The 19950-nt window shown below is 67.9% G+C and carries 22 protein-coding genes; 13 read left to right on the forward strand and 9 right to left on the reverse strand.

All coding sequences use genetic code 11. The features are described from left to right. Window positions 1-26: 26 nt before the first annotated feature. Window positions 27-533 (reverse strand): DUF2505 domain-containing protein, encoded by a 507-nt coding sequence (locus KV110_RS37740; RefSeq protein WP_218471890.1) that lies wholly within the window; start codon window positions 531-533, stop codon window positions 27-29. Window positions 534-572: 39 nt separating this feature from the next. On the opposite strand from KV110_RS37740, the gene KV110_RS37745 reads away from it, so the two are divergent. Further along, entirely contained in the window at window positions 573-1025 is a 453-nt protein-coding gene (locus KV110_RS37745) for a DUF3592 domain-containing protein (protein WP_218471891.1), read from the forward strand. Window positions 1026-1043: 18 nt separating this feature from the next. On the opposite strand, the gene KV110_RS37750 is transcribed toward KV110_RS37745, so the two are convergent. Then, complete coding sequence (locus tag KV110_RS37750; RefSeq protein WP_218471892.1) at window positions 1044-1409, reverse strand: cupin domain-containing protein; 366 nt, start codon at window positions 1407-1409, stop codon at window positions 1044-1046. 56 nt (window positions 1410-1465) lie between these two features. On the opposite strand from KV110_RS37750, the gene KV110_RS37755 reads away from it, so the two are divergent. From KV110_RS37755 to KV110_RS37770, 4 genes are all read left to right on the forward strand, one after another. After that, the gene (locus KV110_RS37755; protein WP_246634210.1) at window positions 1466-1933 is read left to right on the forward strand and encodes a MarR family winged helix-turn-helix transcriptional regulator; all 468 of its coding nucleotides are present in this window, start codon (window positions 1466-1468) and stop codon (window positions 1931-1933) included. 106 nt (window positions 1934-2039) lie between these two features. Then, window positions 2040-3179: a glycosyltransferase family 4 protein gene (locus KV110_RS37760; protein ID WP_218471893.1), complete on the forward strand. Its 1140-nt coding sequence runs from the start codon at window positions 2040-2042 to the stop codon at window positions 3177-3179. 131 nt (window positions 3180-3310) lie between these two features. Further along, window positions 3311-4015 carry a demethylmenaquinone methyltransferase gene (locus KV110_RS37765; protein ID WP_218471894.1) on the forward strand — a complete coding sequence of 235 codons (705 nt, stop codon included), beginning with the start codon at window positions 3311-3313 and terminating at the stop codon, window positions 4013-4015. A 110-nt stretch (window positions 4016-4125) separates the two neighbouring features. Beyond that, window positions 4126-8313: a bifunctional nitrate reductase/sulfite reductase flavoprotein subunit alpha gene (locus KV110_RS37770; protein WP_218471895.1), complete on the forward strand. Its 4188-nt coding sequence runs from the start codon at window positions 4126-4128 to the stop codon at window positions 8311-8313. A 10-nt stretch (window positions 8314-8323) separates the two neighbouring features. On the opposite strand, the gene KV110_RS37775 is transcribed toward KV110_RS37770, so the two are convergent. After that, on the reverse strand, window positions 8324-9358 hold the full coding sequence (locus tag KV110_RS37775; RefSeq protein WP_218471896.1) for an aldo/keto reductase: 1035 nt from the start codon (window positions 9356-9358) through the stop codon (window positions 8324-8326). Window positions 9359-9440: 82 nt separating this feature from the next. Between KV110_RS37775 and KV110_RS37780 the strand changes: the two genes are divergently transcribed. After that, window positions 9441-10061: a TetR-like C-terminal domain-containing protein gene (locus KV110_RS37780; RefSeq protein ID WP_218471897.1), complete on the forward strand. Its 621-nt coding sequence runs from the start codon at window positions 9441-9443 to the stop codon at window positions 10059-10061. Window positions 10062-10085: 24 nt separating this feature from the next. Here KV110_RS37780 and KV110_RS37785 read toward each other — a convergent pair whose 3' ends face one another. Next, window positions 10086-10664 (reverse strand): TIGR03086 family metal-binding protein, encoded by a 579-nt coding sequence (locus tag KV110_RS37785; protein WP_218471898.1) that lies wholly within the window; start codon window positions 10662-10664, stop codon window positions 10086-10088. 138 nt (window positions 10665-10802) lie between these two features. Here KV110_RS37785 and KV110_RS37790 point away from each other — a divergent pair, with 138 nt between their 5' ends. Next, window positions 10803-11039, forward strand: a complete 237-nt coding sequence (locus KV110_RS37790; RefSeq protein WP_218471899.1) for a hypothetical protein — start codon at window positions 10803-10805, stop codon at window positions 11037-11039. Window positions 11040-11161: 122 nt separating this feature from the next. After that, a complete protein-coding gene (locus KV110_RS37795) occupies window positions 11162-11401 on the forward strand; it encodes a hypothetical protein (RefSeq protein ID WP_218471900.1) in 240 nt (79 codons plus the stop codon). Window positions 11402-11459: 58 nt separating this feature from the next. On the opposite strand, the gene menD is transcribed toward KV110_RS37795, so the two are convergent. The 3 genes from menD to KV110_RS37810 form a co-directional block, all read right to left on the reverse strand. Beyond that, entirely contained in the window at window positions 11460-13103 is a 1644-nt protein-coding gene (menD, locus tag KV110_RS37800) for a 2-succinyl-5-enolpyruvyl-6-hydroxy-3-cyclohexene-1-carboxylic-acid synthase (protein ID WP_218471901.1), read from the reverse strand. A 173-nt stretch (window positions 13104-13276) separates the two neighbouring features. Beyond that, window positions 13277-13723: a DUF6918 family protein gene (locus KV110_RS37805; protein ID WP_218479383.1), complete on the reverse strand. Its 447-nt coding sequence runs from the start codon at window positions 13721-13723 to the stop codon at window positions 13277-13279. Between the two features lie 85 nt (window positions 13724-13808). Beyond that, window positions 13809-14453, reverse strand: a complete 645-nt coding sequence (locus KV110_RS37810; RefSeq protein WP_218479385.1) for a PaaI family thioesterase — start codon at window positions 14451-14453, stop codon at window positions 13809-13811. A 172-nt stretch (window positions 14454-14625) separates the two neighbouring features. Here KV110_RS37810 and KV110_RS37815 point away from each other — a divergent pair, with 172 nt between their 5' ends. From KV110_RS37815 to menE, 3 genes are all read left to right on the forward strand, one after another. Further along, window positions 14626-15519, forward strand: coding sequence for a 1,4-dihydroxy-2-naphthoyl-CoA synthase (locus KV110_RS37815; RefSeq protein WP_218471902.1), 894 nt, complete (start codon window positions 14626-14628; stop codon window positions 15517-15519). A gap of 1 nt (window position 15520) precedes the next feature. After that, window positions 15521-15913, forward strand: coding sequence for a VOC family protein (locus KV110_RS37820; RefSeq protein ID WP_218471903.1), 393 nt, complete (start codon window positions 15521-15523; stop codon window positions 15911-15913). Between the two features lie 286 nt (window positions 15914-16199). Continuing rightward, the gene (gene menE, locus KV110_RS37825) at window positions 16200-17333 is read left to right on the forward strand and encodes an o-succinylbenzoate--CoA ligase (protein WP_393538223.1); all 1134 of its coding nucleotides are present in this window, start codon (window positions 16200-16202) and stop codon (window positions 17331-17333) included. 11 nt (window positions 17334-17344) lie between these two features. Here the strand turns inward: menE and KV110_RS37830 are convergent, their stop codons facing one another. Beyond that, window positions 17345-17773, reverse strand: coding sequence for a TA system VapC family ribonuclease toxin (locus tag KV110_RS37830; protein ID WP_218471905.1), 429 nt, complete (start codon window positions 17771-17773; stop codon window positions 17345-17347). Continuing rightward, window positions 17773-18000: an antitoxin gene (locus tag KV110_RS37835; protein ID WP_218471906.1), complete on the reverse strand. Its 228-nt coding sequence runs from the start codon at window positions 17998-18000 to the stop codon at window positions 17773-17775. The genes KV110_RS37830 and KV110_RS37835 overlap by 1 nt, the downstream gene beginning before the upstream one ends. A gap of 92 nt (window positions 18001-18092) precedes the next feature. Between KV110_RS37835 and KV110_RS37840 the strand changes: the two genes are divergently transcribed. After that, the gene (locus KV110_RS37840; protein ID WP_218471907.1) at window positions 18093-19088 is read left to right on the forward strand and encodes an ATP-binding cassette domain-containing protein; all 996 of its coding nucleotides are present in this window, start codon (window positions 18093-18095) and stop codon (window positions 19086-19088) included. Beyond that, window positions 19085-19921 carry an ABC transporter permease gene (locus KV110_RS37845; RefSeq protein ID WP_218471908.1) on the forward strand — a complete coding sequence of 279 codons (837 nt, stop codon included), beginning with the start codon at window positions 19085-19087 and terminating at the stop codon, window positions 19919-19921. Before KV110_RS37840 ends, KV110_RS37845 begins: the two co-directional genes overlap by 4 nt. Window positions 19922-19950 lie beyond the last annotated feature (29 nt).

The raw sequence follows: 19950 nt of genomic DNA on the forward strand, positions 1-19950 counted from the left end.
CGGGACAACGGGGGCCGTTTTTCGCCTCAGGCGGTCGCCTGTGCGGCGACCCACTCCTCGATGAACTTGCGCTCGCTGTTCAGCACTCGATGGTGCAGTTGTTCGGCGAGCGGTTCGATGGCGCCGCCGACCAGCGGCACCTTGACCTGCACGGTGCCGACCACCTCGATCTCGGAACCCTCTGCTGTCGAACGCATTTCGTAGGTGCCCGACATTTCCGTTGTGATGCCGCCGGTCGCACCCTCGAAGGTGCCCTTGGCGACCTCACCCTGTAGCGCCTGCCAGTTGTCGGTGCGCGAGAGCATGAGCTCGCTCTTGAGCACCTTGCTCACAATGCTGGGAATCTTGTCCTGCGCGGCCTTTTCGGTCATGTGGATGCGGATGCTGCCCGCACCCTCGGGATGCGAAAGCTCCAATGTCGCGGTCTCGGCGTCGGCGAAACGCGCCTGCCAGACTTTGTCGTCGGTAAGTGCCCGGTGAAGATCTTCGACCGGGACGGTGTAAGGCACGGTGAAGCTGAATTTTCGGGACATGCGCGACACCGTAGCCGAGTCGGTCGGTAGCCTGTTGCGGTGTTGGAAACCACCCAGTCTGATCGCCGGTCGATCCGCCTGCGGCGGGCCAGGATCGGCGTGCTCACGGCTGCGACGGTGGTCAGTGTGCTCGTCGTGCTGTTGGTGCTCGCCGCCTGGCGCAACGACTATCTGATCAGCTCCGACAAGGGTGTCACCAGCGCCGAGGTGCTTTCCGCCGGTCGGCTGCGGTCGGCGGTCATGTATGTGACCCCGGACGGGGAGACGCACAATCCGAAGGTCGGCGTCCTGTATCCGACCAACCTCACCGCGGGTGAGCGCATCCGGGTGGAGTACAACCGCGCGGACCCCGATCTGGTGCGGGTGGAAGGACGCGATGTCCGCGTTGCCATTCCACCCGCCTTGTCGGTGATCTTCGTCGCGTGGCTGCTCGCGCTGCCGACGCTGTGGCTGCTGGTTCGGCTCGGCAGGCGACGGCCGGAATCGGCCTGAGTTACCGAGCCCCCTGAATTATTGAGCCCAGGGCGGCGACAGCTTGCTGCCGTCGGCCATGGTGGCCTCGAAACCCGCGGCGATCGCGATGAACGCCTCGGCCGGTTCGTCGCCGGGGTTGCCCACCGCGATCGGGCTGCCCGCGGGGACTACGACGACATCCCCCGCCTCGAGAATCTGCCCGCTGACGTCCAGTTTTCCGGCGACAACCATGAAGATCTCGTCGCGATCCAGCACGTGCGGCCCATCCGGGACGTGTCGGGGGGTGACGGTGAGCCGCCAGGTACAGACCTCGGCCGAGCCGCGGCTCGGCGATGCCATGCCGGTGAATTGGACGCCGGGGACCTCGAAGTGCGGTGCGTCCTCGGCTCTGATGACGAGCATGTGACTCCTAAATAGACAAGCCAGCTTGTTCAAGTTGGCTTGTCTATCATGGCGGTATGACGGCGCCTTCGCAAGACCTGGATTTCGGCATCCTGCTCGGCCTGAGCTATCAGGAGTTCGTGCGCGAGCTCCGAGAAAACCTGGTGACGGAAGGATTCGAGGACACCGGGCGCTCCGATGGGTATGTGCTGCGCTCGTTGCTGCGCGGACCGATGAACATCAGTGAGCTGGCCGAACGGCTCGAGATCAGCAAACAGGGCGCGGCCCAGATCATCGACGACATGCAGCGACGCGGCTACGTCGAACGACGGGACGACCCCGACGATCGACGAGCCAAACTGCTGTACCCGACCGCCCGTGGCCACGACTTGGTGCAGACCGCGAAGAAGTTCCATCGCCGATACGAGCAGCGCCTGGTCCGCGCGCACGGCGCCGAAGCGGTGGCGGTGTTGCGCACCCTGCTCGGCGTGATCGCGACCGATGAGGGCATGGCCGATCCCCGGTTCCACGCCTTCGGCATGTGAATATCCGCAGCTCGCGCTCCTACCGGCCCGAGGAGTTCGCCGGAACTTTCCGTGTCCTTCACGCTTGCGTGGCGACCCGGCGCGGTGCGGCGGTCAACCTGGAAGCGTGCGTGTAGCGATCGTTGCGGAGTCGTTTCTGCCGAATATGAACGGCGTCGTCAACTCCGTGCTGCGGGTGCTCGAGCACCTGGACCGGCACGGGCACGACGCGTTGATCATCGCACCGGACACCCCGCGCGGGCTGCCACCGGCCGCGCGCTGGCACGAGCGGTTCCGAGTGCACCGGGTGCCAGCGGTGATGGTGCCGAAGATCAGTTCGCTGCCGGTGGGCCTGCCGCAGCCAGGCATCGTCTCGGCCATCGACGACTTCGATGCGGACGTGGTGCATCTGGCCTCGCCGTTCCTGCTCGGCGCTGGCGGCCTCGGCGCGGCCATGCGTCTGGATCTGCCGACAGTGGCGGTGTATCAGACCGACGTCGCCGGATTCGCCAAGAGTTACGGGCTCGCGCTGGCCAGCCGGGCGGCCTGGGCCTGGACCCGGCGCATCCACGAGGGCGCGACCAGGACGCTGGCGCCGTCCCGCGCGGCCGCGGAAGACCTGGCGCAGCACGGCATTCCGCGCGTGCACCGGTGGGGACGCGGGGTGGACATCGCCCGATTCAATCCGGCGGCACGGCGCCCGGAATTGCGCGACTCCTGGCTCGACGGCGACAAGCTGGTCGTCGGCTTCGTCGGACGACTCGCGCCGGAAAAGCACGTCGAACGGCTGGCGGTGCTGGCGAACGATCCGGACATCCAGTTGGTGATCGTCGGCGACGGGCCGGAACGGGACCGGCTCGCGCGGATGATGCCGACCGCCGTCTTCACCGGCGAACTGGGCGGCGACACATTGGCGCAGGCGTACGCGAGCCTGGATGTGATGGTGCATGCGGGCGAGCACGAAACCTTCTGCCAGGGCGTGCAGGAGGCCCTCGCCGCGGGCGTCCCGGTAATCGGCCCGGATGCGGGCGGCCCGCGTGACCTGATCGCGCACTGTCGCAACGGCTATCTGCTCCCGGTCGATCGCTTTACCGAACTATTGCCGAGCGCCGTTGCGGCACTGCATGATCCGACGGTACGAGCCCGATTCGCCGGGGCCGCAAGAAAATCGGTGCTGCACCGCACCTGGCCCGCGATCTGCACCGAGCTGATGGGCCACTACGCGGATGTGACGAGCACCCGAATGCGGCTACCGCATACGGCTTAACGAGCGCGCTCGTCCGCAGCCCGCGCACGGCCGCAGCCCGGGTTGCGGCAACGCCCGACCCGCCCTCGGATGTGACCGAGCAATCTCCTACCAGGCTCGGTTCGCCGCGTCGCGCGCGTTATGGTCAGGCGGTGGCGAAAACAGAATCGACTCGGGCCTCCTTGGACAAGCAGCCGCATGAGGTCGCGACGATGTTCGACGGTGTCGCACGGCGGTACGACCTGACCAACACGGTGATCTCCGCCGGACAGGATCGCTACTGGCGCTGGGCGGTGCGCAAGGCACTCGCGCCACGTCCCGGCGAGCGGATCCTGGACCTCGCGGCCGGCACCGGGGTGTCCACCCTCGATCTGGCGAAGTCCGGCGCCTGGTGCTTGGCCGCCGACTTCTCCCAGGGCATGCTCGCCGCGGGCAGGCATCGCAAGGTGCCGATGGTGGCGGCCGACGCGATGGCGCTGCCGTTCGCCGACGATTCGTTCGACGCGGTGACCATTTCCTACGGGCTGCGCAACATCTCCGATCCGGACGCCGCGCTGCGCGAGATGCTGCGGGTCACCAAGCCGGGCGGGCGGCTGGTCATCGCCGAGTTCTCCACCCCGATCGTGCCGGGGTTCCGCACGATCTACATGGAATACCTGATGAAGGCGCTGCCGAAGGTGGCACGTGCGGTCAGCAGCAACCCGGACGCCTACGTCTACCTCGCCGAATCCATCCGAGCATGGCCGAACCAGCGGCAGCTGGCGCTGCGGATCACGGGTACCGGGTGGTCGTCGGTGAAATGGCGCAACCTCACCGGCGGGATCGTCGCGCTACACCGGGCCTACAAGCTCGGCTGAGCGATCTGCGTCACACCTCACCAGCGGTTTTTCTCGCTGTGAGGCGGATTGTGACCTGCCGATAACGCGCGGTAAACCCCGCGCAATCGGCGATGGCCATGATCGGGGGCATGTTGGACGCAGGCACGGACGGCGCGAGCGGCACCGCGAGGACCGCGTGCTCGTACTGCGGTGTCGGTTGCGGCATCACGGTGCAGACGCGGCCGGGTGCCGACGGGTCACCGGTGATCGCCAAGGTCAGCGGGGACAAGCTGCACCCGGCGAATGCGGGCAGGCTGTGCACCAAGGGCTCGACCCACCTGGAGCTGATGCGTGCGCCAGGCCGGATGGAGACCGCGTACCGACGGCCCGAGCGCGGTCAGGAACCGGTCCCGGTGCCGGTCGACGAGGCCGTGCGCGAGGCGGCGGCCGGACTGCGGGCAATCCTGGACGAGCACGGACCGGACGCGATCGCGTTGTACGTCTCCGGGCAAATGTCGCTCGAGGCGCAATACCTGGCTACCAAGCTGGCCAAGGGCTACCTGCGGACCGTGCACATCGAGGCCAACTCGCGGCTGTGCATGGCGAGCGCCGGAACCGGCTACAAGCAGTCGCTCGGCGCGGACGGCCCGCCCGGCTCCTACGACGACTTCGAGCATGCCGACCTGTTCTTCGTGATCGGCGCGAACATGGCCGATTGCCATCCGATTCTGTACTTGCGGATGGCCGATCGACTCAAGGCAGGCGCGAAGTTGATCGTCGTCGATCCCCGGCGCACCGACACCGCCGCGCGAGCCGACCTGTTCCTGCAGATCGCGCCCGGCACCGACCTGGCGCTGCTGAACGGGCTGCTGCATCTGCTCGTCGAAAACGGTGACATCGACAAGGAATTCATCGCCGAGCACACCGAGGGCTGGGACGGGATGCCCGAGTTCCTCGGCGACTACCCGCCCGCGCGGGTCGCCGAGCTCACCGGGCTCGCCGAGGCCGATATCCGTACCGCCGCCCAGTGGATCGGCGCGGCGGGCGAATGGATGACGCTGTGGACGATGGGACTCAACCAGTCCACCCACGGCACCTGGAACACCAACGCGATCTGCAACCTGCACCTGGCCACCGGCGCCATCAGCCGCCCGGGCAGCGGACCGTTCTCGCTGACCGGACAGCCGAATGCGATGGGCGGGCGGGAAATGGGCTACATGGGTCCCGGCCTACCCGGCCAGCGCAGTGTGCTTTCCCCCGCCGACCGCACCTTCGTCGAAACCGTGTGGGGCCTCGAGCCCGGCACGCTGCGCAGCGAGGTGGGGCCCGGCACCATCGACATGTTCCGGGAACTGGCGGCGGGACAGATCAAGGCCGCCTGGATCATCTGCACCAATCCCGTTGCCTCCGTCGCCAATCGCAAGACAGTGCTGGACGGCCTGGAGGCCGCCGAGTTGGTGATCGCGCAGGACGCCTACACCGAGACCGCCACCAACGCCTATGCCGACCTGCTGCTGCCCGCCACCCTGTGGGCCGAAGCCGATGCGGTGATGGTGAATTCGGAACGCAATGTCACGCTGTTGCAGCGCTCGGTCGATCCGATCGGTGACGCCCGCCCGGACTGGCTGCTGATCGCCAAGGTCGCCACCGAGATGGGCTTTCCCGGTTTCGAGTTCGCCTCCAGCGCCGAGGTTTTCGCGGAGATCAAGCAGTTCGCCAATCCGGCGACCGGCTACGACCTGCGTGGCATGGATTTCGAGCGGCTGCGGGAAGGCCCGATGCAGTGGCCGTGTCCCGACGGTGCGCGCCCGCGCAACCCGACCCGCTACCTCAATGATGGTGTCAGCCAGCACCTCTACGTCGACGAGACCGGTCACCGGCCGAGGCTGGCGTTCGCCACCCCCAGTCGTCGCGCGGTGTTCTGGGCGCGCCCGCATCTGCCACCGGCCGAAATGCCCGACGACGACTTCCCGTTCGTCCTCAATACCGGACGGCTGCAGCATCAATGGCACACCATGACCAAGACCGGCAAGATCGACAAGCTGACCAAGCTGAACGGGCAGCCGTTCGTCGAGGTGCATCCGGCCGACGCCGAACGGCTCGGGGTGCGGCCCGGCGACCAGCTCGAAATCGCTTCGCGGCGTGGGCGAGCCGTGCTGCCCGTGCAGATCAGCGACCGGGTGCGGCCGGGTGATTGCTTCGCGCCGTTCCACTGGAACGACGAGCACGGCGAGTATCTGACGATCAACGCGGTCACCAACGACGCCGTCGATCCGGCCTCGCTGCAGCCGGAATTCAAAGCGTGCGCGGTCTCGCTGCGCCGAGTGGCCGTGCCCGCGGCGGGCACGCCGGAATCGCCCGCCGTGCCGACGCCCTCGATGGCCACCGCGCATCCGTTGGCAGGTGCTTTCGGGCTGGAGGCGGCCACCACACCGACGCTCACCGAGGCGGAGCGCATCTACCTCAGCGGGTATCTCGCGGCACTGCAGGCGGTTCCGGTGACCGGGCAACCGGTACTGCCCGCCGCCGCGCCGGTGTCGTCGCAGAGCAGGCTCTGGATCGATGGAGTGCTCGCGGGCATGTACTCGCGTGCAAGCACGGCCGACGCGACACCCGCTCACCCGGTGACCGTGCTGTGGGCATCGCAGACCGGGACGGCGGAAGAACTCGCCGCGACGGTTGCCGCACGGCTGACCGAATGCGGTTTCGCGCCACAGTTGCTCGACATGGACTCGTGCGCGCTGAATGGACTGGCCGGTGATGTGCTGGTGATCACCAGCACCTTCGGCGACGGCGGGCCGCCGGACAACGGCACCGACTTCTGGAATCAGCTGGACGGCAGCGCGGTTCGACTCACCGGCGTGCGCTACGCGGTGTTCGCGCTCGGCGACTCCTCCTACGACGACTTCTGCGGGCACGGCCGCAAACTGGATGAGCGGCTCGCCGAATATGGTGCGGCGCGGCTGCTTCCGCGGGTCGACAGTGAACCGGATTTTCAGGAACCCGCCGAACGCTGGCTCGACACGGTGCTCGCCGTGCTCGGTGAAACAGGCGGAGACGAGACGCCCGACGACGTTGTGGGCCCCCCGCGCCATGGTTCGTCACCGAGCCTGCCGACTCGCACCCGCAGCGCCACCATGACGGCGGTGCTCCCCCGCGCCACCGCTCCCGCGCCGGGGCGCACCCGCCGGGACATCGCGCCGTTCACCCGCCAGGCGCCCGTGCCCGCCCCGCTGGTGCGCAACGAAGCGCTCACCCTCGACGGTTCGTCGAAGGAGGTGCGGCAGTTCGGTTTCGACCTGCGCGGGCTGGACGCCGACTACGAGGTCGGCGATTCGCTCGGGGTCTGGCCGACCAACGACGCGGCGCTGGTGAACGAATGGCTCACCACCACGGGTCTGGACGGCCGCCGGATCATCGAGGTCGACGATCGGGAACTGTCGCTGGCCGAGGCGCTGCGCACGCACTACGACATCAGCAAGGTGAGCAATGACCTGCTTGCCTTTGTCGCGGAGCGCAACTCGAACACCAGGCTGGCGAAGCTGCTGCGGCGGGACAATCGCAACGAACTCGACAACTACCTGTGGGACCGCCAGGCCGTCGACGTGCTGCGCGACTTCCCGGTGCGAGCCGATCTGGTCGACTGGCTCGGCACGCTGAAAAAGCTGCAGCCGCGCCAGTATTCGATCTCGTCGAGCCCGCTGGTCAGTCCCGACGAGGTGCAACTGACCGTCGGCATCGTGCGCTACGGCGATCCGGCGGCCACCGGGTCGGCGGCCCGGCGCGGTGGCGTGTGCTCGACCTTCCTTGCCGACCGGGCAGGCGGCGACCCCGCCGCAGTGCCGATCTTCCTGCAGCGGGCCCCGCACTTCCGGCCGCCGGCCGACCCGACCGCACCGATGATCATGGTCGGTCCCGGCACCGGCATCGCCCCGTTCCGCGGGTTCCTCCAGGAACGCAGGGAACTCGGCTGCACCGGCCGCAACTGGCTGTTCTTCGGTGAGCAGCACGCGGCGAAGAACTTCTACTACCGGGCGGAATTGGAAGACATGTTCCGCTCCGGCTTCCTCACCCGCCTCGACCTGGCCTTCTCCCGCGACCAGCGGGAGCGGATCTATGTGCAGCACCGCATGATCGAACACGGCGCCGAGCTGTGGTCCTGGCTCGCCGATGGCGCGCACCTCTACGTCTGCGGTGACGCGACGCGGATGGCCAAGGACGTCGACGACGCGCTGCTGCGCATCGCCCGCGTTCACGGCAACCTGGACGAAGCGGGCGCCCAGGCGTTCCGCAAACAACTCGTCGCGCAGAAACGCTACGTCCGCGACGTCTACTGAGCTCGTTCGGTCAGACCGCGGGCGGGTTCAGGCGGGTGAAGTCGGGCAGGCGGTAGTACGGGTAGTAGGGGTAGGGCGGGGTGGTGGCGCTGGCCTTGTCCAGCCGGGCGATCTGGTCGGGGGTGAGTTCCCAGCCGATGGCGCCGAGGTTCTGGCGTAGTTGGTCCTCGTTGCGAGCGCCGACGATGACGGTGGCGACGGTGGGGCGCCGCAGCAGCCAGTTGAGGGCGATCTGGGGGACGGTTTTACCGGTTTCGGCGGCCAGCTCGTCCAGGACGTCGACCACGTCGTAGAGCTTTTCATCGTCGACCGGCGGACCGGCCGCCGCGGTCTGGTGCAGTCGGCTGCCTTCCGGAAGGGGTTGGCCGCGACGGATTTTGCCGGTCAACCTGCCCCAGCCGAGCGGGCTCCAGACGACCGCGCCGACGCCCTGGTCCTGGCCGAGCGGCATGAGTTCCCACTCGTAGTCGCGGCCGACCAGCGAGTAGTAGACCTGGTGCGCGACGTAGCGGGTCAGCCCGTGCTTGTCCGCCGCGGCAAGGGATTTCATCAGTTGCCAACCGGCGAAGTTGGAGGCGCCGAGGTAGCGGATCTTGCCCGCGCGCACCAGATCATCCAGCGCGGCAACAACTTCCTCGACCGGGGTGCCCGCGTCGAAGGCGTGCAGCTGGAACAGGTCGATGTAGTCGGTGCCTAGCCTGCGCAGCGAGGCCTCCACCGCGCCGATCAGCCTGGACCGCCCGGAACCGGCCTGCGTCGGGCTCGGACCGGTGGGCAGTGACGCCTTGGTCGAGATGAGCAGCTGATCGCGCCTGCCCTTGATCGCGGCGCCGAGCACTTCCTCCGAGGCGCCGTCGGAGTAGACGTCCGCGGTGTCGAACATGGTGACGCCCGCCTCGAGGCTGATGTCGACCAATCGCCGTGCCTGCTCGGCATCGGTGTCACCCCAGGCGCTGAAGAGCTCGCCGCGCCCACCGAAGGTGCCCGCGCCGAAACTCAGGGCCGGGACATGCAGACCGGATGCGCCCAAACGACGGTACTCCATTGCGACTCCTAAAGGGTCTATAGTTCCGTTAACACGTCGAACCATACACCGGTTCGCCGATAAATGAAACTGGAGTTCCATTATGACTGGAGACGAGGCCGCCCCCGGCTCGGTTCGCCCCGGTGGACGCACGGCCCGGGTCCGCGAGGCCGTCCTGCGCGTCGCCGGTGATCTACTCGCCGAGCGCGGCTTCGCCCACCTGGACCTCGCCGAGGTCGCGGCCGCCGCCGCGGTGGGCAAGACCACCGTCTACCGGCGCTGGCGCAACCCGACCGGACTGGTCACCGACCTCCTGGCCGAGATGGCCGAACAGTCCCTGCCGCGCGCCGACACCGGCTCCCTGCTCGGCGACCTCACCGCCAACGCTCGCCTGGTCGCCGCGACGCTGGCAGATCCCCGCCAGGGCAAGCTCTTTCAGGCCGTCATCGCCGCCGCCACCTGTGACGAGGCAGCCGCCACCGCCCTGCGCCGCTTCTACGACGTCCGCCTCACCGAATGGTCGCCCTGCGTCGAGCAGGCAGTCGAACGCGGCGAGGCCCCGGCGGGCACCGATGCCCGCGCCGTACTGTCGGCGGTGTCCGCCCCGCTCTACTACCGCTTGCTGGCCAGCGGGGACCCGATCGACGACGATGCCGCGACCACCGCCGCCAGAGCCGCCGTAAACGCGGTCACCGCAGGCACATTCGTCGAATCCGAGCACTGACCCGATCGGACCGCTCGCGAAGGGCTATCCCGCCCAAGACGCGCTGCGCCCGGTGAGGGCCAGGACGCGCTCGAGGGCAGACGCCTCGGCAGGCACGGGGAGGACCGGGCCGAAGAGACCGGGGGTTCCTTCGGGCGGGGTCTCGCGCAGCATATCGAGCAGGACGGCGAGGTCGGCCGCGGTCGCGGTGAAGGGCTGGCCGGTGGCCTCGGCCAGATCCCAGCCGTGCACGACAATTTCGTCGAGCGCGATCATCGCCATCACCGGGGCCCGCTCGGTGACGCCGCCCGCTTCGGTGTCGCCGTCCCAGGCGTCCGGCTCCCGCCACGCAGTGACGAGGGCCTTCAGCTGGGCGGGGATGCGGGTGCGCCAATCATCGGGCAACGCGCTCTCCGCTCCCACGGCGGGCGCGACCGACCCACCGACGGCTTCCTTGGTCGCGGCCTGACGGAACGCCTCGGTCAGGTCGACGACGTGGGCGAGCAGATCCCGCACGGTGGTGTCGGCACACGGCGTCGCCGCGCCGAGCTGGTCATCGGTGATGCGGGCGACGACGGTCTCGAGTGCGGTGGCGGCGGGTTCGAAATCGAATTCCGGATTCATCAAAGCTCCTGGGCAGGGTTGGGCGGCTCCAGTTGTGCAGACGATGCGGCGGCGCGGGATTCATCGGTGGTCGCCCGCGCGGGGCACCGCGACCAAGTCGTGACCGCGAAAAGCCCTGGAAAAGAGGAGAATTGGTAGATGAAGGGTGATCGTGTGGAGATCGTTGTCGACTTCGGCGACGGGTCACGAAGTTATGAAGTGGTCGCGACGCGCGCGGGGCGGCGAGTCGAGGTGCGCATCGCGCGCGGCGTCGTGGAAGTCAGCGAGGTGACGCGAACCGGGACACCGGTGCGGACCGCGCGGTTCATGGCGGGCCGCACGCTGGCGCTGGTCGAATATCCCGCCAACGGAACGGGGCCGCTCGCCGGTGAGTAGGCGTGGCCGAAGGGTTGCCCGCGCGCCGGACCTGGCGCATTCTCGACAGTGTTGTCCGCCTTGATTGTGGCGTGCCACGGCGGGTATGCCTCGATCGAGGTCAACCCGGAGAGGAGCGCACGATGACAGATCGCAGCACGTCCCGCCCCATAGATGAGGTGCCGGAGGCCGACCTCGCCGAGCAGTCCATCCCGGCGTACCCGAACGACCCCACCTACCCGGATGACACACCCGATCGCGACGGTGCCATCGACCAGGAAATAGCCGAGAACGCCGACCGGGACGTCTGGAGCGCCGATCCGGCCGACGTGCTCGAACAGGCCATCCCCGTCCCGCTGGACGACGAACCGGATCCCGCCTGACCGCAGTCTCGGAGCTGGACGCCCTCGAGCGGTACGGATCCTCGAAAGGGCAGCCCGCTCAGGGGCCGATCTTGGCGCGCACCGTGGCATGTAGCTCACGCAGGCTGGAGCGCTCGGTGGCGACCTCCAGCACCCGGGTGCCGTGCGCGTTCCCGGACAGTTCGACAGCCAGCTGTGCGGGATCGACCTGCCGGTGCGGGATGCGGTAGGCGGCGCACAACGCGGCAAGATCCATCCCGTGCGGCGTGCCGAAAACCCGCTCGAAGACACCCGCGTACTGCGGGTCCCCCTGCTCGAGTAGTTCGAAGATGCCGCCGCCGTCGTCGTTGGCCACCACGATGGTCAGGTCGGCGGGACGCGGTTCACCGGGACCGATCAACAGGCCTGCCGCGTCGTGCAGGAAGGTCAGGTCGCCGATCAGCGCGACGGTGCGGCCCTCGTGCGTCAGTGCGGCCCCGACGGCGGTGGACACCGTGCCGTCGATGCCCGCGACACCACGATTGGACAGCACCTTTATGCCGGGTCGCGGATGCGAGACCAGCGCGGCGTCCCGCACCGGATTGGAAGCGCCGAGCAGTAACTGGTCGCCGTCGCGCAGCGCGTTCATCACCACCGCGGCCACGTGCAGGCCGGTCGGCTTCGGATGCCGGTCGAGTTCGGCGCGCACCACTTGATTCGCCTTGCCGTTGAGTTCGCGGCAGTACGCCAGCCACTCGGGCCGGGGCGCGCCGGTGGTGACCGCGCGCGTTCCGGTGCCGAGCACATTGCCGGAGACATCGGGCCAGCGCGGGCCGGTGGTGAGCGCGTAGACCCGAACAGCCGGGTCGGCAAGAACTTTGGACACCTGACGGTGCAGGGTCGGGCGCCCGGTGATGATGGCCTGGCGTGGCTTCAGCAGCGGCAGCGCCAGCGGATGCAGGGCGGGGCCGTGCATCGGAGCGGTGGGTTCCGCGACGGTGGGCAACTCCGCCAATTCCGGGCGCAGGCCCGCGCCGTGCCCGGAGATGACCACCGTGTCGGGGGTGAGATCGAGATCGAGCGGCACATCCAGCGTCGCGTACTGGGTCTGCGTCCACGCCTGATCGCCCTCGCGTCCGGCGGGCGCGGTCTCCCCTGGCGCCAGGTCGGGCACCAGCGGCTCGCGCAACGGGATGTCGAAGTGCACCGGGCCCGCATTGCCCGAGCGGGTGCCACGGGCCGCGGCGAGCACCCGGCAGACGGCCGAGCGCCACTGGCTGTTCTGATGCCCGTACGGCACACAGTCGGCGGTCGCGACCTCCACCTCGGCGAGGCCGAGGCTGATGGTGGCGCGAACCTGGCTACCGAACAGGCCGAGTTGCTCCACGGTCTGGTTCGCACCCGAACCGAGCATCTCGTACGGCCGGTTGGCGCTGAGCACGACCAGCGGTATGCGCGCGTAATTGGCCTCCAGCACGGCAGGCCCGAGATTGGCGACCGCGGTCCCCGACGTCATCACGACCGGCACCGGGCGACGGCTGGCCACCGACAAGCCGATGGCGAGAAAGCCCGCGGTCCGCTCGTCGATGCGCATGTGCAGCCGCAACCGGCCCGCGGCGTCGGCGGCCTGCAGCGCGAAGGCCAGCGGCGCGTTCCGCGAACCGGGGCACAGGACGACATCTCGCACACCCCCGCGCGCGAGTTCGTCCACCACGACCTGCGCTTGTGCTGTAGACGGGTTCACGACTCCAGCCTCTCAGACAGTGACCGTCCCGTCTCCGTCGCCCTGCTCACACCGTGCCGCTCGATTTTGTCCGCCGTGCGGCTCAGCCGGACAGCAGAACGCGCCGCACATCGTGGAGCGCGGCCGCAGGAGACCGCTCGATGTGCGACGCGTTCGACGTGCACGGTGTTAATTCAGTTGGCGTGCTTCTGAATAAGGTCGCCGACGCGCGGCAGCGCCTCGATGACGTTCTTCTTCGCCGACGAACGCATCGACGAGTAGACCTTCTTCAGCGCCGGCCGGGTGGACGCCTCGGCGCGGGCGTCGGTGACCGAGAGCAGTGCCTCGGCGACCTCATCGGACTTGGCGACCAGCAGATCGCCGAACTTGCCCGACCCGGAAGCGACGTATTCCTGCCAGAACGGGTCCAGCTGCGCAACAAGTTTGGGCGCCAACGACTCCAGCGCATCAGGCACGATCGACGGGCTGATCTTCTTGACCGCCGCGTAGCCACCCTTCACAGCCAGGCCGGACGCACCACCCTTGTCCGAGACCTCGGCATCAAGAACCTCGACGGCATCGGCAAGGAAAGCCGGGCGCTTGGCGTCGTCGAGCAGGGATTCAGACAGTGCTGCAACCACTTTCAGGTCCTCCGGAATAGGTTTCGATGAACGAGCAGCCGCAACTATACGCATCACGCCCAAACCGGTCGCGGTACTCACCGTCCTAAGGCTGCCACGGCAGCAACTGCACCATCAGTCCTTCACAATCTGCGAGCACATTGCCCTGCTCATCGAGCAATTCGGCGGTGATGAAGGTCTTGCGTCCCTCGATGCGATCGACCCGGCCGCGCACGGTCAGCGGCGTCTCCAGCGGAGTGATCTTGCGGTAGTTCACATGCAGATACGCGGTGCGACTGATCGGCCTGCCCGCGTAATGCACGATCATGCCGAGCAGATCGTCGAACAGCAGCGGCAGCACGCCGCCATGGGCCGCGCCGTTGCCGCCGAGATGGAAACGGCGGAACTCGCCGGTCATCCGGATGCCATCCGGGCCCGCTTCGATCACCCGCCACGGCAACAGCAGAAGGCTTCCGCGCCCTGGCAATTCGACGGCACGGCCCGCCGGGCCCTGAAGTTCCGGCGCGCGGTAGGGCTCCAGCATCGCGATGAGTTGTTCAGCCTGCGCGAGTGCGTCGCCGTAGATCTCATCGGGCGCGTCTACGGAAACGGCGAGATCCTGCAACGTCCGCATCGCCTCGACGAACGGGCCGAAGTTGCGCCCGATCGCGGCACGGGACACCTTCGGAAATCCCCCGTGCTTCTCGTACCGGGACTCGTCCACCGCGCTGCGGTCGATAACCGGCTTCACTCGCTCTGGCCCTCCCGCCACCCGGCCGCCACCCCTCATCGAATCGCTGCGCGATGCTCTATCCATACCTGCACGGTAATGCCTTCTTTTACACCGTCAAGTCGCTTCGGTAATCGCACCCCGGGTAAGTCGGGGCACGGCCGATCCGGACCCGAGAGCAATAATCACTGGCGTGACGTTCAATCCGAAGTTGTGGCGGCCCGTTCCAGGGTTCGAGAATCTGACCGACATCACCTACCACCGGCACATCGAACAGGGCACGGTCCGTGTCGCTTTCGATCGCCCCGAGGTGCGCAATGCGTTTCGCCCGCATACGGTCGACGAACTCTATCGGGCGCTGGATCACGCGCGGATGACCTCGGATGTCGGCGCGGTATTGCTCACCGGCAACGGCCCGAGCCCGAAGGACGGCGGCTGGGCCTTCTGCTCCGGCGGCGACCAGCGCATCCGCGGCCGCAGCGGCTACCAGTACGCCAGCGGCGAGACCGCCGACACCGTCGATCGAGCTCGTGCGGGCCGACTGCACATCCTCGAGGTGCAGCGACTCATCCGCTTCATGCCCAAGGTGGTCATCGCGCTGGTGAACGGCTGGGCCGCGGGCGGCGGACACAGCCTGCACGTGGTCTGCGACCTCACCCTGGCCAGCCGCGAGCACGCCCGGTTCAAGCAGACCGACGCCGACGTGGGCAGCTTCGACGGCGGCTACGGCAGCGCCTACCTGGCGAAGATGGTCGGCCAGAAGTTCGCCCGCGAGATCTTCTTCCTCGGCCGCCCGTACACTGCCGAGGAGATGCACCAGATGGGCGCGGTGAACAAGGTCGTCGACCATGCCGAGCTGGAAGACGTCGCGCTGGACTGGACTGCCGACATCAACGGCAAATCCCCGCAGGCGCAACGCATGCTGAAGTACGCGTTCAACCTGCTCGACGACGGACTGGTCGGCCAGCAGCTGTTCGCGGGCGAGGCGACGCGGATGGCCTACATGACCGATGAGGCCGTCGAGGGCCGCGATGCGTTTCTGGAGAAGCGCGAGCCGGACTGGACGCCGTACCCCTGGTACTTCTGACGTGGACATCCTCAGCAGCCGGATCATTCTGCGACCCGCCGATTACGCGCGGACGCTCGGTTTCTATCGCGACGGTCTCGGGCTGGCCATCGCGCGGGAGTACCCGGGCGGCACGGTCCTCTTCGCGGGGCAGTCGCTGATCGAGGTGGCCGCGCACGGCGGGTCGGGCGGATCGTCGTCGTTCGAGGGCGCCATCTGGTTGCAGGTGCGCGACGCCTCGGACGCGGCGGCCGAGCTCGCGATCAAGGGGATCGCCATCGAACGGCCACCGGTCCAGGAGCCGTGGGGACTGATCGAAATGTGGGTGCGCGACCCGGACGGGGTGCCGGTCGTGCTCGTCGAGGTGCCGAAGGATCATCCGATCCGCAGGGATTCGCGCTGGTCAGCGGATTGACGGCGGGCTCGGACGGCCACCGGATCGGCGAACCGAGTTGCCAATGCCTGTCCCGGCGAGGACGATAACGCTCGGATGGCCCCCGACCGCCGATGTCCGGCCCGGCCACCATGCGTAACCCGTCCTACGAGTGAATCGCAGTCTCGATGCCTGGCGTACCTGAGCCCCATTTCCTGGGGGCGGCCACACATGTCTCGCGCCGCCCCGGCAAACCGACCACCCGTTCCGCGTTCGGCGACGCGGCCATGACACGATCCATAACGTGAGGACGCTCCGTACGTTGCCGATGCCCACCGGTTCCGGTGCGGGCGAGGTACTTCCCCATCTGCGAGAAGCGTTGGAGGGCACGGGGCCCGCGTGGCTGCCGATCCCGACCAGCGACCGACGCGAGGCCAGACGCCTCAGCGATGCCCTGGCTCCTGGCGAGACGATCAATGACGAGGTCGCGCTGGTGGTGACCACCTCGGGCACCACCGGCGTGCCCAAGGGCGCCATGCTCAGCGCCGCCGCCCTTCGGGCCAGCGGCACCGCGACGCACGACCGGCTCGGCGGACCGGGCAGCTGGCTGCTCGCCCTGCCGACCCACCACATCGCCGGCATTCAGGTGTTGCTGCGCAGCATCCTGGCGGGCACCCAGCCCACCATCCTCGACGTGTCGGGTGGGTTCCTGCCCGAGGCGCTGGCGGGTGCGGTCGCGAGCATGCGCGGCGAGCGCCGCTACACCGCGCTGGTGCCGACGCAACTGATCAAGGCGTTGGACGCACCCGTCGCCGCGGCGGCGCTTGCCGAATTGGACGGCGTGCTCGTCGGCGGTGCGGCCACACCGGCACCGGTCTATGAGCGCGCGAAAGCGGCCGGTATCAAGGTTGTTCGCACCTACGGTATGAGCGAGACCTGTGGCGGATGCGTGTACGACGGCATTCCGCTGGACGGCACCAAGGTACGCATCGAGGACGGCCGGGTGCTGCTCGGCGGCGCGATGATCGCCTCGGGCTACCGCGGCATGCCCGACCATCCCGCCTTCGCCGAGCCCGGCTGGTTCCGCACCGAGGACGCGGGCAGCTTCGAGAACGGCAGGTTGAGCGTCAGCGGCCGGCTCGACGAAGCGATCATGACCGGCGGTCTGCTGGTGATCCCGCAGGTCGTCGAGGCTGTGCTGATGAACCATCCGGCCATCCGCGAATGCGTCGTGCTCGGTCTACCGGACGAGCGCCTCGGTCAGCGGGTCGCGGTCGTCGTCGTACCCGCCCCGGGAACGGTGCCGACCCTCGATGAACTTCGCGAATACGTTGTGGCCGAACTGGATTCCATCGCCGCTCCCCGCGAGCTCGCCGTGGTGGACCATATCCCGCTGCGCGGCCCGGGCAAGCCCGACCGCGCCGAGCTGCGCGCACACCTGCTCGCCGAGTCGAGCCGCTGACTCCGGGCCGCTCAGCCCGCGAACGGATCGCGGACCGAGATGGCCGAGTATTTCCGGAAGTCGCGGTCGCGGGTATAGATCGTCGATACGCCGTGTTCGAGCATGAGCGCGACGATCACCGCGTCGGGCACCTCATTGCCACGTCCCCCACCGACCTGGTTGTAGCAGCGCCAAAAGTTCTCGCCCTCCCCGACGACCCGGATCGACGGCGATGCCAGCACCGCGTCGACCGCCTGCTGAGCGACCGCGACGGGTAGTGGCGACAAGCAGATCGACGGATGGGTGACGATCCGCAGATAGCTCTGCAGCACGGGCCAGAACAATGTGGTCAATTCCGGCCCGCGCAGCAGTTCTCGCACGAGGGCGGCAGCCTGCTGGTGGACCGGTGACCCGGCGTCCGAGGCGTAGATCAGGATGCTGGTGTCGACGGTGCGCGACATCAGCCATCCGCGTCCAGGGCCGCGTACAGCGCGTGCTTGTCCTCGATATCGACCCGCAGCCCGATGTTCGCGCTCGGCCAAGCGATATCGGCGACCGGAGGCTCTTCCCTGGCGAGCTCACGGGCGAGCAGTTCGGAAACCAATTGCCCCAATGTCTTCCCCTCCCGTTTGGACCGACGCCGAAGCTGTTCCAAGACGACTGCGTCGATGTCGATCGTCGTGCGCATGCATCTGATGCTACACGGTGCTGCATCTGATGCAAGGGCCGTGCCATCGGCACGCAAGGGCGGTGCAAGACGGCGGCCGCAGAGTCTTGACCATGACTTCTTTCGCACCCACTGCAGCGCTCGCCGTCGAGGCGGACGGCTTGGTCAAGATCTTCGGAAAACAGCGGGCAGTCGACGGGGTGAGCCTGGCGGTACCGCGGGGTTCGGTGTACGGCGTGCTCGGGCCGAACGGCGCGGGCAAGACCACGACCATCAAGATGCTGGCCACACTGCTTCGCCTGGACGGCGGCAGTGCCCGCATCTTCGGCCACGATGTGGTCACCGAACCGACCGCCGTACGGTCGCTGGTCGGCGTCACCGGGCAGTACGCCTCGGTCGACGAGGGCCTGTCCGCCACCGAGAATCTGATCCTGTTCTCCCGCTTGCTCGGCTTCAGCCATGCCGATGCCCGCCGCAAGGCGGTCGAACTGCTCGACGAGTTCGATCTGCTCGAAGCGGCGACCAAGCCGCTCAAGAACTTCTCCGGCGGCATGCGGCGCAGGCTCGACCTGGCCGCCAGCCTGATCGCGACGCCGCCGCTGCTGTTCCTGGACGAGCCGACCACCGGTCTCGACCCGCGTACCCGGGCCCAGATGTGGGAGACCATCCGCAGGCTGGTCCGGGACGGCACCACCGTGCTGCTCACCACGCAGTACCTCGACGAAGCCGATCAGTTGGCCGACCGCATCGCGGTGATCGACCACGGCCGGGTGATCGCCGACGGCACCGCCGACGAGCTCAAGGCCTCGGTCGGCGGTTCCTCGGTGCACCTGACCCTGGCCGACCGGGTTCAGCTCGACGAGGCGCGACGCATCGTGAGCGACTTCCTCGGCACCGACGCCAAGATCACCCCGGAAGCCGGTCGGCTCACCGCGCCGCTGCGCGACGCCGGGATGACCGCCGATCTGCTGATTCGCCTGCGCGAGTGGGAGATCGCGGTGGACGAGATCACCGTCAGCAAGCCGAGCCTGGACGAGGTCTTCCTCACCATCACCGGCCATCCGGCCGAGGACAACACCGACAACGATTCCGAACGGAGCGCCGCATGACGACCCTCACCGCCCCCACCCCGGCGCGGCACGCCGCACCGGCAAAGATCCCGGATGTCAGCAATCACATCAGCTTGCGCCGAGCCGTGTCGACCTCGTTGACCATGGCCCATCGCGGGCTGCTGAAGCTCAAGCACAACCCCGAGCAGTTGTTCGATGTCACTGTCCAGCCGATTCTGTTCACCGCGTTGTTCGCATTCATCTTCGGCGGCGCGATGAAGGGCAGCGTGCACGACTACCTGCCCATTCTCATCCCCGGCATCCTGGTGCAGACGGTGATCCTGAGTTCGGTGGTCACCGGAACGCAGTTGCGCGAGGACATGGACAAGGGCGTCTTCGACCGGTTCAAATCCCTGCCCATCGCGCGTATTTCGGCGCTGGCCGGGGCGCTGATCGCCGATATGGTCCGTTACGTCATCGCCACGGTCCTCACGGTGATCGTCGGACTCGGTCTCGGCTACCGGCCCGGCGGCGGATTCGCCGGTGTCGTGGTCGCCGGACTGGTGATCATCGTCTGCTCGTTCGCGATCAGCTGGATCTGGGCGCTCATCGGCGTGACGGGTAAGAGCGCCGCGGGCGTGCAAGGCATGTCGATGATGATCATGTTCCCGCTGACCTTCATGTCGGGTGCGTTGGCACCGGTGAGCACCATGCCGGGCTGGCTGCAGGGCGTCAACCACGCAAACCCCATCTACTACATGGTGAATGCGTGCCAGCAGCTGATGAACGGCAACGTCTACGGTAGCGACCTGGCCTACTCGCTGATCGGCTCGCTGATCGTGATCGCCATTTTCGCCCCGCTGGCGCTGCGTGCGTACATGCGTCGCGCGTAGAACCGAAACCAGATGAGGCACAACGCAAC

The organism is Nocardia iowensis (assembly GCF_019222765.1).
GTDB lineage: Bacteria > Actinomycetota > Actinomycetes > Mycobacteriales > Mycobacteriaceae > Nocardia > Nocardia iowensis.